The following is a 15,186-nucleotide window of genomic DNA, read 5'->3' as shown; positions in this document are numbered from 1 at the left end:
CCACGAAGTGACTGATTTTTATCAAGCATCGTGGCATCATTGCGACAACAAAAATGATAAGAGCACAGGGATGAAAGCACCTCGCCTTAAAATCAGCACCCGCTTAACACTACTGGTCAGTCTATTGATCCTGACGCAGGCGATTGTGTTGGGAATTTTCACCCTAAGATATCTAGCGGATTCACTCGAAGATCAGATCGGTCAACGCGCCCTGCAGCTCTCGTCAATGATCTCTCAAACCCCCTCTATTCGCGACGCTGTCAGTCGCAGTGATAGTGACGCTGTCCAAGCCATTGTAGCGGACCTCAGATTAGCAACCGACGCCAGTTTCATCTCTATTGGCGACATTGACGGCATACGTCTCGTTCACCCAAAACCAGAACGCATCGGCAAACCGATGGTGGGTGGTGATAACTATCGCGCACTGGAACTCGGTGAGAGCTACATCTCTAAAGCCGTTGGCAGCCTTGGGGAGTCAATCCGAGGCAAGACACCGGTGCTGGATGATCAGGGTAAGATCGTCGGCGTGGTTTCGGTCGGTTATTTAACCAAAACCATCGACCAGACCATCTTTAACTATCAAGGCACCGTCATCGTAGGCACCTTTGCCCTACTCTTGGTATCGATTATGTTGGCCATGTGGATTGCACGCCGTTTTAGGTCTGCCATTTTTGACCTTGAACCTCACGAGATCGCTGCCCTATTCCTAGAGCGAAACGCCACGCTAGAGTCGGTTCGAGAAGGGATCATCTCCATTAACTCAAAAGGTGAAATCACCACCTTTAACCGAGCAGCCTTGAGAACACTGGGGATTGATGATCAAGATGTTTCAGGACGCCCACTCAGTGAGGTGCTTCCCGATTCAAGAATGCCCATGCTGCTTGAGACCGGTGAAGCCGAGTACGACCGAGAGACTCTCGTCAACGGCCGACAGCTGATCATTAACCGATTACCCATCGTTAAAGAGGACCAGGTGGTGGGTGTGGTTGCCAGCTTCCGCCCGAAAGATGAGTTGACGGAGGTGAGCCGAAAGCTAACCCGCATTCGCCAGTATGCTGAAGCACTTCGTTCACAAGCACATGAATACGCCAATAAACTGCACACCATTGCAGGTCTTATCAGCTTAGATGCCAAGCAGGAAGCGCTCGATCTTATTGGGCAGGAGACTAAGGAGCACCAGGAGCTATTAACCTGGCTAAAAGAGTCGGTGGCAGATCCGGTCGTAGCAGGCTGTATACTCGGAAAATTCAATCGCGCGAATGAACTAGGGCTGACACTTGAGATTGATGAGGGTTCACAGCTTCACCAACTTCCGTCTCATATTGAATCACAGCAGATGGTGACGTTAATCGGCAACCTCATTGATAACGCTTTTGATGCCTCACTTTCGGCCCACTCCGAAGAGGTACGTCTATCAATGACCGATATGGGCTCGGATATCATTATTGAGGTCGAAGATGACGGTGAGGGTATTGATCCCAACAAGATCAACAACCTATTTACCTCAGGCGTCAGCAGCAAAGGCGAAGGTCGCGGCATAGGACTATTTTTAGTGCAAGAGACCATAGAGGCCCTAGGTGGCCACATTACTGTTGAGGCCTCACACTCAGGCGGAAGCCGTTTTACCCTCTATCTACCAAGGAGTGGCAAGGATGTCTGATACATTGAAAATACTGATCGCTGAAGATGATCCACAGATTGCTGAAATTCAACGACGTTTTGTGGAGCGCATCGATGGCTTTGACGTCATAGGCATTAGCCACTCAACCCGAGACGCACAAGATATGCTCGACGTTTTCCAGCCGGATCTTGTGCTGTTAGACATCCACTTCCCTGACGGAAGCGGTTTAGATCTTCTTAAAACCCTGCGTTCAGGGGACTCACAAACCGACGTCATCATGATTACAGCCGCTAAAGAGGTCGATAGCCTATCCGAGGCTCTGCGCCTGGGTGTGTTTGACTATGTTCTGAAACCCTTAGTTTTTGATCGACTCTCTGGCGCCTTAAACCAGTACAGATCACATAAAACCACCCTTACCAATCAAGCTAACGAGCTGTCTCAGCAAGATGTTGATCAACTGCTCTCGCGTCACAGAGAGAGCAAAAACAGCAGCCTTAAACTTGAAGCTCTACCCAAGGGGATCGACCAGATTACACTGGATAAAATCGTTGCGGTGTTCAGGGAGAGTCATGACTCTTTAAGTGCAGAACAGGTAGGCGAGCGCATTGGCTCTAGCCGCACCACCGCGAGACGCTATTTGGAATATCTAGTGGGACAAGAGCGACTCAATGCCGATATTAACTATGGCACGGTCGGCCGACCTGAACGGCGCTACAAAGGGCTATAAACAAAAAAACGCTGAGTCTTATCAGCGTTTTTTATTAGAGCATCTACCAACCTGTCGTGGTTAGCTACTCTGCGTAGGTGGTTTCAATTTGCCACGGAAGATGAACGGCGCTAGGAAGCCAAGAACAGCAGCAATCCATAGACCGACTGAGATGTTACTGCTGAACAGATAGGTCCAGTCACCATCAGAAAGCACCATCGCACGGCGCAGGTTCACTTCCATGTGACCACCCAACAGGATACCCAGAATCACCGGTACTGAAGGAATGTCCATCTTGCGAAGCAGGTAACCCAGCACACCAAAGCCAATCATCAATAGTAGATCGAAGTAGCTACCGGTCAGTGAGTAGATACCGACAAAGGCAACCAGGGTCACACCTGGCAGCAGAATCGCAGGGGATACCTGTAGCACTCGGCTGAACATCTTCACCATTGGGACGTTAAGCACCAACAGTACAACGTTGGCAATCAGTAGTGAGGCGATCAAACCCCAAACCACCTCAGGTCGATCGTTAAACAACGTGGGACCTGGGGTGATATTCAACGTCATCAACAGTGCTAGCAGAACGGCTGTTGTACCTGAACCCGGAACACCTAGCGTCAACATAGGTACTAACGCACCCCCTGCCGCCGCATTGTTACCGGCCTCTGGTGCAGCGATACCACGTGGATCACCTTTACCGAACTGCGAGTTGTCACGTACCGATGACTTCTCTTGCATATACGCCAAGAAACTACCCAAGGAAGCACCTGCACCCGGCAATAGACCTGCAATAAAGCCGATCACTGTTGCCTTTAGCATGGTCCATTTAGTGCGAGCAATGTCAGCCCAAGGAATACGTACTTTCTCTAGTTTCACGCCTATGGCAGAGTCTTTACCGTGTGACTCAATAAACACCAGTACTTCAGAGACCGCAAAAAGACCAACGATGGCTACCAAGAAGTCGATACCATCAAACAGGTGCATGTTATCGCCGGTAAAGCGAGTCATACCCGTTGAAGCATCCACACCAATAGTCGCGATTCCCAGACCGATACAGACGGCTAATGCTGCCTTAGCCTGGTTGTTAGAACCGATACCACCTAAGGTGGCAAAGGCCAGCATGTAGAGCGCAAAGTACTCGGCCGGGCCGAACTGGTAAGCCACACGAGCCAACAACGGCGCAAGCAGCATTAAACCAATGGTCGCCAACAGTGCACCGACAAACGAAGCGACACCTGAGAGTACCAACGCATCTCCGGCGCGACCTGCTTTGGCCATTGGATACCCATCAAGACAGGTCATCATAGCCGGCTCATCACCCGGGATATTCAGAAGAATCGAAGAGATACGACCGCCGTACATGGCGCCGTAGTAAACACTCGTCATTAACACCAGTGCCTGAGTTGCATCTAGACCAAATGAGAATGTTAAAGGAATTAGTATCGCAACACCGTTCGATGGACCTAGACCCGGCAGAGAGCCGATCATCGTTCCAAGGATACAGCCTGCTATAGCAAGGGCCAGGGTAAATGGCGAGAGCGCCACATCAAAACCAATGGCCAAATTTGCAAAGATATCCATACCCTACCCCATCAACCAGCGCGGTAGCGCGAAAAGACTTAAACCGAAGATGAACTTAAAGATCAGGAACAGCGCTCCTGAGAAAAGCACTCCAGTCACCACAGCATTTTTTGCTCTAGCTTCAATCAGATAGGATACAGCGGTACCGGCTATCGCGGTTGAAACTAAGAAACCCAGCGGTTTAAGTGTGTAGGCATAGAAAACCAGCGCTACAACTGCAAAGCCAATGTGCATAAAGGTTGTTAAACCTGGCCACTCTGGCTCTTGATCCGGTTTCATGATCATCACAAGACCACAGATTACCGCTACCGACGCAATCATCATCGGGAAGGCTTTTGGGCCGAGAGGATCAGAGAAAAAAGGCTCTTGCAGTTGAGTGGCGCCCGCGAAATACGCGAGCGCCAGCACAACGACGATCAACCCCGTTATGCGATCTGTCATTACTTGATTACACCAAGCTCTTTAGACATATCTTGTACTTCCTGCATCACACCGTTTAGGTAGTTCTGGAAGTCTGGGCCCACTTTCGTGAACTTAACAAGACCGTTTGCTTCCATAGCGTCCGCCCACTCTTTAGAGGCTGCAACCTGAGCTAGCGCATCAGACCACTGCTTGTAAGAAGCTTCAGACGCACCTTTTGGAGTGTACAGACCACGCCAGTTAACCGCGACAACATCGATACCCTGCTCTTTAGCCGTTGGAATCACAGCATCTAGACCTGGAATTTCGATACGCTCGTCAGTGAATGAAGCCAGTACGCGAACGTCGCCGTTTTTGATGAAGCTTACAACACCTGAGATGTCACCTGTCATTGCTGACGTAAAGCCACCAACTGTCTGAGTGATCGCATCAGCGTCACCATCAACAGCAATGTACTTAACCTTACGGATATCCGTGAAACCTTTACGTTTCAATGCCATTAGGACTTTAAGGTGATCGTAACCGCCTGCAGCTGATCCACCGGCAAATGCGTGCTTACCTGGGTTCGCAATAACATCATCAAGAAGCTCATTCAGAGTCTGGTATGGCGAGTCTTTAGCAACCACGATAACGCCAGGGTCAGCACCGATAGCACCTAGGAAACGAACCTGATCAGACGTCATACCTGAGTAAGCGTTTTGAGCTAGACGCGTTGCAGTAGCTGTTGAAGCAGCAACAATAAGATCACCGTCGTCGTTACGCTCGTTAACCACGTGCGCGTACGCTAGACCACCGCCTGCACCGGCCATGTTAGTGACTTGAACGGGATCTTTAACGGCACCGATGTCATGCATGATTTTGCCGATTTGACGACAAGTGAAGTCCCAACCACCGCCTGGGTTAGCAGGTGCAATACACTCAGCCGCCATTGCAGAAGAGGCAACGCTCATTGCAACGCCTGCTGCTAGAAATTTAATTTTTGCTAGTTTCATTTTCTTCTCCTTGTTATGAACACTGACATCGCAGTTTGATGAACAGTTAACGGGAATTTAAAAAAATCCACTCTTAAGAAAAAGCTTGTGGCGATAAGGATTATTAATTTTATAAACAGCATTTTGTTCATAAAGTTCACAAGAAAGCTTAACAGTATGGAATAAAAGAATTGTCTATTGACGGGCGAACGCTAACAAAGAGCGTGTGTAAAGCACATGCTCTCTTGCCGCCTCCTGCGCGGCTAACCGATCCCCTTGTTCAAGAGCCGAGAATATCTGCTGATGCTGTGGATTAATCCTCTCAGGATATCGCCCATATCGTTTAAGTGTTAGATCTAAAGCCTTGTAAATAGAAGAAAAATAACGGTTGTAGAAGAGCTCGCTTAAACTAGCGACTACGAGGTTGTGGCTGTATTTAGCGATCAGCATATGAAACTGAAGATCCGCTTTTGCACGAATCAATGTCGTGTTCTTTTGACTCCGCAGCTGCATCTTCTCGAACTCAGATCGAATGATTGCAATCTGCTTTTTCGAAGCGTTTTCAGCACAACATCCAGCGGCCACAGATTCAATAAAAGCTCTTAACTCAAGCACATCCCTAACGTCATTCAATGTCGGCTCCGCTTTCACCGGTAAATTAAGAACCACACTCTCTAAGGGGTTAACCAGACGAGTAAGACGTCCCTGCTGTTTAATGAGCAGACCGGCGGCAAGCAACTCTGACATAGCCTCCCTGATCGCACTTCGTGATACTGAAAAGTGAGCGGCCAACCTTGACTCAGACGGAAGGGTTTCGCCTGCTCGAGTGGTATCCATCAATAGCGATAACAGAGAAGAAGTGATCGACATAACTGGTCTGACAAGTGGTGTTTATTTTCTGCAAGAGTACGCTGCAACAGGATAGAGTGCAAAAAAAGTTAAGGAGCCCATCAATGAGTATCATTTGCGAACTATCTGACCTACGTCGTCTTTACCACAAACGTGTCCCTAAAATGTTCCAAGGCTACTGTGAGTCTGGATCATGGACGCAACAGACGCTGGCAATGAATGACTCTGACTTTAACAAGATTCTGTTTCGTCAGCGCGTGGCGCGCGATCTTGCACCCCGGACCTTAGCGACTCAAATGGTAGGACAGGACGTCACCATGCCGGTAGCCATGGCACCTGTTGGTCTTTTGGGTATGCAACACGCCGATGGTGAGATCAAAGCAGCGCAAGCTGCAGAGGCCTTTGGCGTTCCTTTTACTCTGTCTACCATGAGTATCTGTTCCATTGAGAAGGTAGCCGAAGCAACCACCAAACCTTTCTGGTTCCAGCTCTACGTTCAGAAAGATCGTGAATTCACTAAGAAGCTGATCGAACGTGCCAAAGCTGCAGGCTGCTCCGCTCTGGTTGTTACACTGGATCTGCAGATGATAGGTAAGCGCCACGCAGACCACCGCAACGGTATGACCGCACCTCCCCGCCTGACTATCCCTAACATTTTAGATATTTCACGTCGTCCACGCTGGGCATTCGGCATGTTGGGGACTAAAAATCGTGAGTTTGGCAACATCCAAGGCTGTGCGACCGGCGTTGATGACATGAACGATCTAATGAAATGGACCGCTGGATCCTTTGATCCCAACCTAGATTGGGACGACTTGAAGTTCTTCCGTGAACTTTGGGATGGCCCTTTGATCATCAAAGGCATTCTAGAAGCTGAGGATGCGAAGAAATGTATCGAGCTAGGTGCCGACGCCATTGTCGTCTCAAACCACGGTGGCCGTCAGTTAGATGGTGCTCGCTCATCGATCAGTGTTCTCCCAGAGATTGTTGATGCTGTTGGTGATCAGATCGAGGTCTGGATGGATGGTGGCATCCGCTCTGGCCAAGATGTGATTCGTGCTCGCGCACTGGGTGCTAAAGGCGTGTTGGTCGGCCGTCCTATGGTCTATGGCCTTGGTGCTATGGGTAAAGCCGGTGTGACAAGGATGTTAGAGATTTTCCATGAAGAGGCAGAATTGACCATGGCCTTTATGGGGCATCGTGACATTGCCTCCGTTTCAAAAGATGACATTGTCATCAAAGGCGAACTCTAAAAAGAGCGATCAATTGGTAAACCTAAAGAGTTAATCGATTGATCAATGCTCGTTTTATCTCTTCAAGAGGCGCTTGATCGCTTTTAGAAAAAGCCAATTGGTTAATGCTGTGAGCTAGCCAAGTCGCCTCTTGATCACCTTGCGCATCGGCCCAGTGTTGAAGGGTTTTATAACGCTCGCTACGCTCTGCCCCAGCACAACCACAGGCTAACACGAGTGATCTAAGCTGATCAGCCGTCGTTGCTGAGTAGATCGCACGTTTAAACGCCTGCACTCTCGCTCTTCTTTGCCTAAATGCTCCCGCTAAAAGAGTCACTTTAATGAGGATAGCGACAGCGACTAACGATAAGAGCACAATGGCGGTCATTGGTAATTTCCAGGGCGCTTTAAGCAGCAGATCAACTGTGTCTAATCGCCCCGTTAGTGTATTAAAAAAAGGGAGTTTTACTGTGACAATCTGGCCAAACGACCAGCGCTTATAGGGGACAAAAAATTCACCCTCAGAATCTATGATTTGATCTGTAGAAATAGCCATCGCTCTGGCTAGCGCACTTCTTACACCCCATAAGGTTTGCGCCGAAGACCCTGCAACCACCTGGACACTGATTCGCCAACCAAGCTCACCCTGCTGTACCTCAATATTCGGCTTGCCGATACTGATGCTGTTTGGCAGATAGCTTGGCAGAGGTAAGACTTCAATAACCTGAGCTGGTAGATAGAAAGTCCACCGGCCACGCCCTCGTTGGATAATGGGTGGTAACTCAATGAGGTAATTTCCAGACTGTTGGGCAGAGAAGCGCCAACACCGTTTTGCGATGAGCTGCTCCTCAAATAAACCTGTTCTGGATAGTGTCTGCACTGTAGAGATTCCCGGAATTTCCAGCGACTCAATCTTAATACGGTTGCGTTGCTCAGATAACGGCATACTCACACAACTCTCAATGGATTCGCCTTGCCAGATCTGTTCCGGCAGTGTGTCCCAGATAGGTGTAATGTCTACATTATTAACCACCGCAGGTGTCACCATCAGATTAAAACGCTGCGATTTAGCCCCACCCAATGCTAGGGGGCCCAAGGTTAGCAGACCTGATTGTCTTGGAAAGAGTGTAAGGCGCTGCTTTACTTCTACCTGCCCATCGGGCAATTCTCTCTCTTTACGATAACCTTTTTCTGTAAACACCTGAGTTTGCCAACGCTTAACATTCAACTCATCTGGCGAGGTGGGGCCAACATAGAGGATATTGACTATCACAGAGCGGCCCTGCTCGATCTGAGCTTTTTCAGGCAGGATAGACAAGCTGGCCGCATGAAGCTGCCCGATGCTGAAGACGAGCATCAATAACAGTTTTACCACGGCCGTTCCCCCTCCACTTTGATAGGAGTTGGATAGATGCTATTAGGTAAATCTAACTCAAGGCGCATCACACGACTCAATAACTCTGCAGTCGTTCCGGAGTCGGTCGATTCAGTTCTGATCCAGCGTGGCTGGTACTCCAGCTCGCTCTGCCTGCCTAAATGCTGATCGATGGAGGCCATTAACAGGGGTTTGACCTGATCGGCCGATAGGTTAAGTATATTTTCCGGAAGCTCCTGACTGACACCAAGGTAGACACCTTCGGCCACCTGATCCAAAAGGTCGATCGGTAGGTTACCTGAAGCGTTATGCCAATCGGCTTTATCGGCACTCTTTTGAATATCCAATAACAGCTGCTTCATTGATGCTTCGAGTGAACGCGCAAAGGCTAGGTTCACCGCTATTTTTTTCGCATCCACCCCAAACTCTTCTGCCTCTTGGTAGAGCAACTTAGCTTGTGTGTATTCGCCTCGGTAGAAGTGAGTATTCGCCAGGTTAAACAGTGCAATCCCACGATCAATATTCGATTCAGAGGACCAGACAGCCGACGCAAAATTGAGCTGCGCGCACTCCCAATCTTGCTGACGATAGCAGGCTTCTGCTTGCTGAAACTGTGATTCATATTTCGAAGGTTCAATAAACTGCGGAACCACCCAATAGGTCAGCATCACTAACAGCAAAAGTAAGCCATAACCGAATAGCGCAGCTCGTTTTAGACTAACCATTCGACCACCTCGTTGGTGAACGATGAATGAGAACGACTATGAGCAGAAGTGCTATCAATAGCGGTATCGAAAACCACTCAGACCAGACAACTCGGGCGTAGTTCTCTGGAGTGATACGCCTAGACTCAATATTGAGCCACTTTAGCAAGGGCTGCCCTAACAAGGATTCCGGTGTCCTGTAGCTTAAATCAGGATGCAGTGACGCCAGCGATTTAAGAAAGGTGATGTTCATTTGAGTGTTTGCCGAAGGGTGACCGGGTACTTGAGTAGGCTCTCCACCGCCCAACCCGATTAGATTCAGTGTCATCGGCATAGAGGCATGCAGCGATACTAGAGCGGACTCTATGCTCTCGCTGTTTTCCAGAGGCACATCTCCATCCGTTAAAAGCACTATATGGCTTTTTGTATCAGGCCCCCTTGGCAGAGACCGAATGGCCGACAATGCCTCAACTAGGTTACTCCCAAGAGTGGGCAGATAAAACTCATCACCTTGAGCTAGAAAATGTTGGATTAGATGACTGTCCATGGTCGGTTTTAATAGCCAGTGTGCACTGCCAGAAAAAGCTAATAGACCTGTCTCAACGATCTGTACATCAGGGTCCAGCCAAGAGTTTGCCAGCTCGGTGGCTGCAGTTATGCGAGGCACCACACCCTGAATACCTCGCGCATCTATCGCTCGCATGGAGTCTGAATAATCCAACAGGATAATGACTCGATCCTGCGCTGATGTAAGATCATTTGGTATGAATTGGGGGGTTCTAGGTCCCGCTAATGAGAGGATCAAAAGCGCCCAAACCGATGACAATAAGAGCGGCTTTAACCCCTCCTGTCCAGAGCGACTGGGTGGCTGAACCCAAGGGAGCAGCTCATCATCGACCAGCTGTGTCAGTCTCCTTTTTTCTCTAACAGTAGAGATAACGAGAATCGCCAATGGCAATAGCATTAGCCATAGCAGAAGAGGTTCGCGCCAATAAACCATCAGACGCTCCTCCTAACAAAGATCAGTATCAGCAGCGTGAGTCCAGACAGAATAAACCAGGGGTAGAGCGGCTCCACCAAGGGCAATGTATTAATCGATCGATTCTGAGTCGTCTGCTCACGTGAAATGGTTTGCAGAGCCTCTTCAAAAGCATCGATGTTCAGAGCGTGAAACATCTTGCCGGCGCCCGCTTTAGCCACTTCATCCAACAGAGCGAGGTCCACGGGATCATAGACAAATCCGGCACGCGCTTTCTGTTCCTGAGAGAGCTCAGTCGAGCCTATCGCAATGACATAGAGAGTATAGCCGGCATCAGCTAGGGCTTTCGCAGCAGCTTGTGGAGAGGTTTCACCCAACTGCATACCGCTGTCGGTCACCATCACAACGACAGGATTAAGATCCGTTGGATAGTTGTCACTGACCAGCTTGAGTGACGCCGACATGTCGCTTAAACGCCCGCCGAGTGTCACCCTAATACGAGCAATGGCTTGTGTCACGGCGTCTCGATCATCGGTAAACGGCAACCAATGATAGGGAGGGTTACCCATAATACTTAGGCCAATACGATTACCCTGAAAGCCATTAACGAACTCTGATAAGAGCTCTTTGGTAAGGCTCATTCTTTCAATCGACTGTTGACCGTCAAAATAGTCTTTCAGCACCATCGTGATGTTAGTATCCACCAATAGCACTAGGTCTACAGGATCTTTCTGATCTGGTAGCTCAATGGTGTCACGGTAGACAACGGGTTGCGCCAAAGCCAATACGAATAATGTCATCGACATCAACAATAGCCGTTCACGACGAGGCTGGTATTGCGATGCTTCCGGCTGTTCATTAGTCAGTTCGCCATAAAGAGGGTAACGAACTCTCTCTCTTTGCAGTAGGTCTGGCCAAGGCGCATCAGAGTCTCTTCGACGCCAAAAGAGAATCAAAATCAGAGGCGTTAGTAACAACCAAAGAGGTTGTAACATTCCCCAATCAGAGAACATGTCGCGCCCTCTTGATCAATGTTTGAACTTCATCAAGTGTCGGTTCAACAGGTTGAAACCGCAACCTGTTCAGTTCCTGTAGTAAGGCAGTGTCAATGACCATGATTCCCGCTAATTGATGACAGCCCTGACGCGGCGTCATTGACTGATTTGATAGTGCGCGCTGCAACTTTGCCAGCGGTGTAAAAAAGCGGTACCAAATTGCAATAAATAGGGTAAATAGTACTGTCAGAGAGAGTATAGCCGTCAGTGCCAGATTGGATGAGTGGTCAACCATTGGCAAAATATCGAACAGCCTTAACGGTGCTTCATTCATGATACTCACCACCTAACAGGCTCAGGGTAAACTGATCGAGCGAACTACAGACCTCAATCAGTGGGATGCCTGATTGTGACATTAGATCCTGAATCTCTAACAACCGATTCAAGTAGGCTTGATGAATACGAGCGATGGACTCTTGGCCATCGACACAGAACCTCTTAGGACCCCAGATCAAATCACGACCTATTAGCGCATTAGGATCTCTCTCCATGGGGTCTGAAATGAGGAACGCGCTCAATGATCTCTTTTCTGATAGTTCAGTTAAAAGCGCCCGGTGTTCTGAGTTCAAAGAACTAAAGTCTGAAATCAAAATGACTTTAGCACCGGTAGGAGACTCAGTTAGAAGCTGGGTGAATACAGCACCCCAGTTAATCGCTGAATTCTGCGAAGGCGGTGCAGGCGAGACCAAAGCCTCACTGAGAAGGTTGAGCCAGTCGTCCCCCACCCTAGAGTTAAACACACTGGAATTCTGCTCTAATAAAAAAGCACCCAGTGCATAATCTTGCTGATGGTAAATACCTGCTAACCAGAGTGACAATCTAGCAGCTTGAGTGACTTTCAGACGCTTCTTTGTGCCAAACCGCATGGTTGAATTGCGATCAACGACCAACTGAAGAGGTTGCTGAAATTCACTGCGGTATGATCTAACTAACCTCTCTTGAGATCGAGCAGAAGCACGCCAATCGATCTTTCTAGGGTCATCCCCAAACTGAAAAACGCGCAGATCATCAAATTCAGTTCCACTGCCCAATAAAGCTGCTTTATTAGAACCACTGTTTAGACGTTGATTAATCTGACCCGCTACCTGTGAAGCCAAGACAGCACCAGAGGCAATCAGTTGCGCTATCTCATCAGGACCTAGAAGTGGTTGGTCAACTAAGCTGTTCACAACAGACCTGTTAGACCGCCGGGAGCGTCTCTAAAAGACGATGAATCACTGATTCTTCGGTTACCCCGTCCGCTTTAGCAGAGAAGCTGAGTACCAAGCGATGACGAAGTACATCAACGGCAAGCGCATAAATATCTTCAGGAAGCACAAAATCACGCTGATTTAGAAGTGCTCTTGCGGTCGCTGCCTGAATCAGTGCAATCGACGCGCGAGGTGAAGCACCCGCTTTCACATAACCACCCCACTCTGGGATGTATTGATTTAATCGACGAGTGGCAGAGACCAACTCTATCGCAAACCGCTCTACCCGCTCTTCAATATAGACATGGTTTAACGTCTCTCTTAAGGCAAGAAGTTCACTGGGTGTCAGTAGGGCCTGCATGTCGGCCTCGACGTGTCCCTCTTGGGCAGCACGCGCACGACGAGTGATTTCGATCTCTTCATCGATGCTTGGATAGTCCAGTACGATCTTGAATAAGAAACGATCCAGTTGAGCTTCAGGCAGAGGGTAGGTTCCCGACTGCTCTAGCGGGTTTTGAGTCGCCAACACCATAAAGACAGGAGGCAGAGAATAGGTTTTACCGGCCACTGTTATTTGATGCTCAGCCATGGCTTCCAACAGTGCAGATTGCACCTTAGGTGGCGCACGGTTGATCTCATCAGCCAGTAACACCTCATGAAACAGAGGTCCTTCGATAAAACGGAAGCTGCCACTATTGGCATCGAACACTTCACTGCCGGTCAAATCCGCCGGCATTAAATCCGGTGTAAATTGAACACGCTGAAAACGGGCATTCATTCCCGCGGCAAGCGAATGAACCAGAGTTGTCTTAGCCAGCCCCGGTGGGCCTTCAAGGAGCACGTGCCCGCCACTGAGTAACGCAATAAGAAGACGATCGATCACAGACTCTTGTCCGACGATGATCTCTTCGATTTTAGACCTTAACTCATGCAGTGGTGTCAGCTCGCTCACGGTTCAAACCCATTCGGTGAAGTAATGAACCATTGTAGCTAATTTGGTTATACCGTTATAGATCTTTGGCTTAAACAAAAAGAGCGCCCTAAGGCGCTCATAATGATCAGTAAAAGGATTATTTACTCTCTAGACGATTAAGACCCGCTAGAGCAGCAACACGGTAGGCTTCAGCCATGGTTGGGTAGTTGAAGGTGGTGTTTACAAAGTACTTCACAGTATTCGCTTCACCCTCTTGTGCCATGATCGCTTGGCCGATGTGGATGATCTCGGATGCTTGGTCACCAAAACAGTGGATACCCAGAATCTCCAGAGTTTCGCGATGGAACAAGATTTTCAGCATACCGACGGGTTCACCGGAAATCTGAGCACGTGCAGTATCTTTGAAGAAGGCTTGGCCCACTTCGTAAGGTACCGCTGCAGAGGTCAGCTCCTCTTCGGTTTTACCGATCGAGCTGATCTCTGGAATGGTGTAGATACCTGAAGGCACTTCACTAACAAAACGGAAATCATCGGCATCCAACATATCTTCTGAAGCGGCACGCCCTTGATCAAGCGCTGCTGATGCCAATCCAGGCCAGCCGATCACGTCACCCACAGCGTAGATACCATCGACTTCAGTACGGTAGTGATCATCAACATCCAACTGACCACGACCATTCGCTTTCAACCCGACCTTATCTAGATCAAGTTGTGCGGTATTGCCGGTACGACCGTTACACCATAGGAAAGCATCTGTACGAAGCACCTTCCCTGACTTCATGGTGATGACCACACCGTTTTCAGTCCCTTCAATCTTGTCATACTCTTCGTTGTGACGAATCATGACGCCGTTGTTGCGTAAGTGGTAACTCAACGCATCAGAGATCTCGCCATCTAGGAAGGATAGAAGACGATCGCGATTGTCGATCAGATCCACTTTTACCCCTAACCCACTGAAGATAGAGGCGTATTCACAGCCGATAACACCGGCACCGTAGATCACCATATTACGTGGTGTATGGCAGAGTTTAAGCACAGTGTCTGAGTTGTAGATACGAGGGTGGGTAAAATCAACATCCGGCGGGCAGTATGGGCTAGAACCCGTTGCGATGATGATGTTTTTAGCTTTGAGTGTATCAGCGCTGCCGTTATTACCCACAATACTGACTTCATTGTTTGACAACAATTTGGCTTCACCAAAGAAGAGATCAACACGATTGCGCGCGTAGAAGTTAGTGCGCAGCATAACCTGGTTTGAGATCACCTTTTCGGCACGGCTTAACACTTTAGGAAATGAGAACCAACGTGGCTCACCGATATCACGGAACATTGGGTTGGTGTTGAACTCAATGATCTGTTTAACGGAGTGACGCAGCGCTTTAGAAGGGATGGTACCTTTATGAGTACAGTTACCACCGACCGTGGACTGCTCTTCGATCACCGCAACACGGCGACCTTTTTTAGCTGCATTCATTGCAGCACCTTCACCCGCAGGACCCGAGCCAATTACCACTACATCGTATTCGTAGGCTGCCATTTAGTACCTCAACTTTCCTTGTCGTTATC

General features: G+C 48.8%; 15 protein-coding genes. 3 read left to right on the top strand and 12 right to left on the bottom strand.

Features of this window, described 5'->3' with window-relative positions; all coding sequences use genetic code 11:
- Positions 1-70 precede the first annotated feature (70 nt).
- Positions 71-1,660: a sensor histidine kinase gene (locus XMA152_RS09900; protein WP_173483498.1), complete on the top strand. Its 1,590-nt coding sequence runs from the start codon at positions 71-73 to the stop codon at positions 1,658-1,660.
- Complete coding sequence (locus XMA152_RS09895; RefSeq protein ID WP_173482059.1) at positions 1,653-2,348, top strand: response regulator; 696 nt, start codon at positions 1,653-1,655, stop codon at positions 2,346-2,348. Before XMA152_RS09900 ends, XMA152_RS09895 begins: the two co-directional genes overlap by 8 nt.
- A 60-nt stretch (positions 2,349-2,408) precedes the next feature.
- On the opposite strand, the gene XMA152_RS09890 is transcribed toward XMA152_RS09895, so the two are convergent.
- The 4 genes from XMA152_RS09890 to XMA152_RS09875 all read right to left on the bottom strand — a co-directional run bounded on the left by XMA152_RS09890 (position 2,409) and on the right by XMA152_RS09875 (position 6,172).
- Positions 2,409-3,911, bottom strand: a complete 1,503-nt coding sequence (locus XMA152_RS09890; RefSeq protein WP_173482060.1) for a tripartite tricarboxylate transporter permease — start codon at positions 3,909-3,911, stop codon at positions 2,409-2,411.
- A 3-nt stretch (positions 3,912-3,914) separates the two neighbouring features.
- Complete coding sequence (locus XMA152_RS09885) at positions 3,915-4,352, bottom strand: tripartite tricarboxylate transporter TctB family protein (RefSeq protein ID WP_173482061.1); 438 nt, start codon at positions 4,350-4,352, stop codon at positions 3,915-3,917.
- Entirely contained in the window at positions 4,352-5,323 is a 972-nt protein-coding gene (locus XMA152_RS09880) for a tripartite tricarboxylate transporter substrate binding protein (RefSeq protein WP_217363566.1), read from the bottom strand. Before XMA152_RS09880 ends, XMA152_RS09885 begins: the two co-directional genes overlap by 1 nt.
- A gap of 174 nt (positions 5,324-5,497) precedes the next feature.
- Positions 5,498-6,172 carry a FadR/GntR family transcriptional regulator gene (locus tag XMA152_RS09875; RefSeq protein ID WP_173483497.1) on the bottom strand — a complete coding sequence of 225 codons (675 nt, stop codon included), beginning with the start codon at positions 6,170-6,172 and terminating at the stop codon, positions 5,498-5,500.
- A gap of 83 nt (positions 6,173-6,255) precedes the next feature.
- Between XMA152_RS09875 and XMA152_RS09870 the strand changes: the two genes are divergently transcribed.
- Entirely contained in the window at positions 6,256-7,404 is a 1,149-nt protein-coding gene (locus XMA152_RS09870; protein WP_173483496.1) for an alpha-hydroxy acid oxidase, read from the top strand.
- Positions 7,405-7,426: 22 nt separating this feature from the next.
- Here XMA152_RS09870 and XMA152_RS09865 read toward each other — a convergent pair whose 3' ends face one another.
- From XMA152_RS09865 to sthA, 8 genes are all read right to left on the bottom strand, one after another.
- Complete coding sequence (locus tag XMA152_RS09865) at positions 7,427-8,758, bottom strand: hypothetical protein (RefSeq protein ID WP_173483495.1); 1,332 nt, start codon at positions 8,756-8,758, stop codon at positions 7,427-7,429.
- The gene (locus XMA152_RS09860; protein ID WP_173483494.1) at positions 8,752-9,483 is read right to left on the bottom strand and encodes a hypothetical protein; all 732 of its coding nucleotides are present in this window, start codon (positions 9,481-9,483) and stop codon (positions 8,752-8,754) included. Before XMA152_RS09860 ends, XMA152_RS09865 begins: the two co-directional genes overlap by 7 nt.
- On the bottom strand, positions 9,476-10,462 hold the full coding sequence (locus XMA152_RS09855; protein ID WP_173483493.1) for a VWA domain-containing protein: 987 nt from the start codon (positions 10,460-10,462) through the stop codon (positions 9,476-9,478). The genes XMA152_RS09860 and XMA152_RS09855 overlap by 8 nt, the downstream gene beginning before the upstream one ends.
- On the bottom strand, positions 10,462-11,454 hold the full coding sequence (locus XMA152_RS09850) for a VWA domain-containing protein (protein ID WP_173483492.1): 993 nt from the start codon (positions 11,452-11,454) through the stop codon (positions 10,462-10,464). The genes XMA152_RS09855 and XMA152_RS09850 overlap by 1 nt, the downstream gene beginning before the upstream one ends.
- Positions 11,444-11,770 (bottom strand): hypothetical protein, encoded by a 327-nt coding sequence (locus XMA152_RS09845; protein WP_173483491.1) that lies wholly within the window; start codon positions 11,768-11,770, stop codon positions 11,444-11,446. Before XMA152_RS09845 ends, XMA152_RS09850 begins: the two co-directional genes overlap by 11 nt.
- The gene (locus XMA152_RS09840) at positions 11,763-12,665 is read right to left on the bottom strand and encodes a DUF58 domain-containing protein (protein ID WP_173483490.1); all 903 of its coding nucleotides are present in this window, start codon (positions 12,663-12,665) and stop codon (positions 11,763-11,765) included. Before XMA152_RS09840 ends, XMA152_RS09845 begins: the two co-directional genes overlap by 8 nt.
- A gap of 10 nt (positions 12,666-12,675) precedes the next feature.
- Complete coding sequence (locus XMA152_RS09835; RefSeq protein ID WP_173483489.1) at positions 12,676-13,638, bottom strand: MoxR family ATPase; 963 nt, start codon at positions 13,636-13,638, stop codon at positions 12,676-12,678.
- Between the two features lie 118 nt (positions 13,639-13,756).
- On the bottom strand, positions 13,757-15,157 hold the full coding sequence (sthA, locus tag XMA152_RS09830) for a Si-specific NAD(P)(+) transhydrogenase (RefSeq protein ID WP_173483488.1): 1,401 nt from the start codon (positions 15,155-15,157) through the stop codon (positions 13,757-13,759).
- Positions 15,158-15,186 lie beyond the last annotated feature (29 nt).

This window comes from Marinobacterium sp. xm-a-152, assembly GCF_013282965.1.
Taxonomy (GTDB): Bacteria; Pseudomonadota; Gammaproteobacteria; order Pseudomonadales; family Balneatricaceae; genus Marinobacterium_E.
This window is presented reverse-complemented; position numbering and strand designations above follow the sequence as displayed.

Coding starts and splice junctions, on each gene's coding strand:
- XMA152_RS09885 (WP_173482061.1), bottom strand. CDS start 4,352: ATGACAGATCGCATAACGGGGTTGATCGTCGTTGTGCTGGCGCTCGCG.
- XMA152_RS09855 (WP_173483493.1), bottom strand. CDS start 10,462: ATGGTTTATTGGCGCGAACCTCTTCTGCTATGGCTAATGCTATTGCCA.
- sthA (WP_173483488.1), bottom strand. CDS start 15,157: ATGGCAGCCTACGAATACGATGTAGTGGTAATTGGCTCGGGTCCTGCG.
- XMA152_RS09880 (WP_217363566.1), bottom strand. CDS start 5,323: ATGAAACTAGCAAAAATTAAATTTCTAGCAGCAGGCGTTGCAATGAGC.
- XMA152_RS09895 (WP_173482059.1), top strand. CDS start 1,653: ATGTCTGATACATTGAAAATACTGATCGCTGAAGATGATCCACAGATT.
- XMA152_RS09875 (WP_173483497.1), bottom strand. CDS start 6,172: ATGTCGATCACTTCTTCTCTGTTATCGCTATTGATGGATACCACTCGA.
- XMA152_RS09900 (WP_173483498.1), top strand. CDS start 71: ATGAAAGCACCTCGCCTTAAAATCAGCACCCGCTTAACACTACTGGTC.
- XMA152_RS09850 (WP_173483492.1), bottom strand. CDS start 11,454: ATGTTCTCTGATTGGGGAATGTTACAACCTCTTTGGTTGTTACTAACG.
- XMA152_RS09845 (WP_173483491.1), bottom strand. CDS start 11,770: ATGAATGAAGCACCGTTAAGGCTGTTCGATATTTTGCCAATGGTTGAC.
- XMA152_RS09870 (WP_173483496.1), top strand. CDS start 6,256: ATGAGTATCATTTGCGAACTATCTGACCTACGTCGTCTTTACCACAAA.
- XMA152_RS09890 (WP_173482060.1), bottom strand. CDS start 3,911: ATGGATATCTTTGCAAATTTGGCCATTGGTTTTGATGTGGCGCTCTCG.
- XMA152_RS09860 (WP_173483494.1), bottom strand. CDS start 9,483: ATGGTTAGTCTAAAACGAGCTGCGCTATTCGGTTATGGCTTACTTTTG.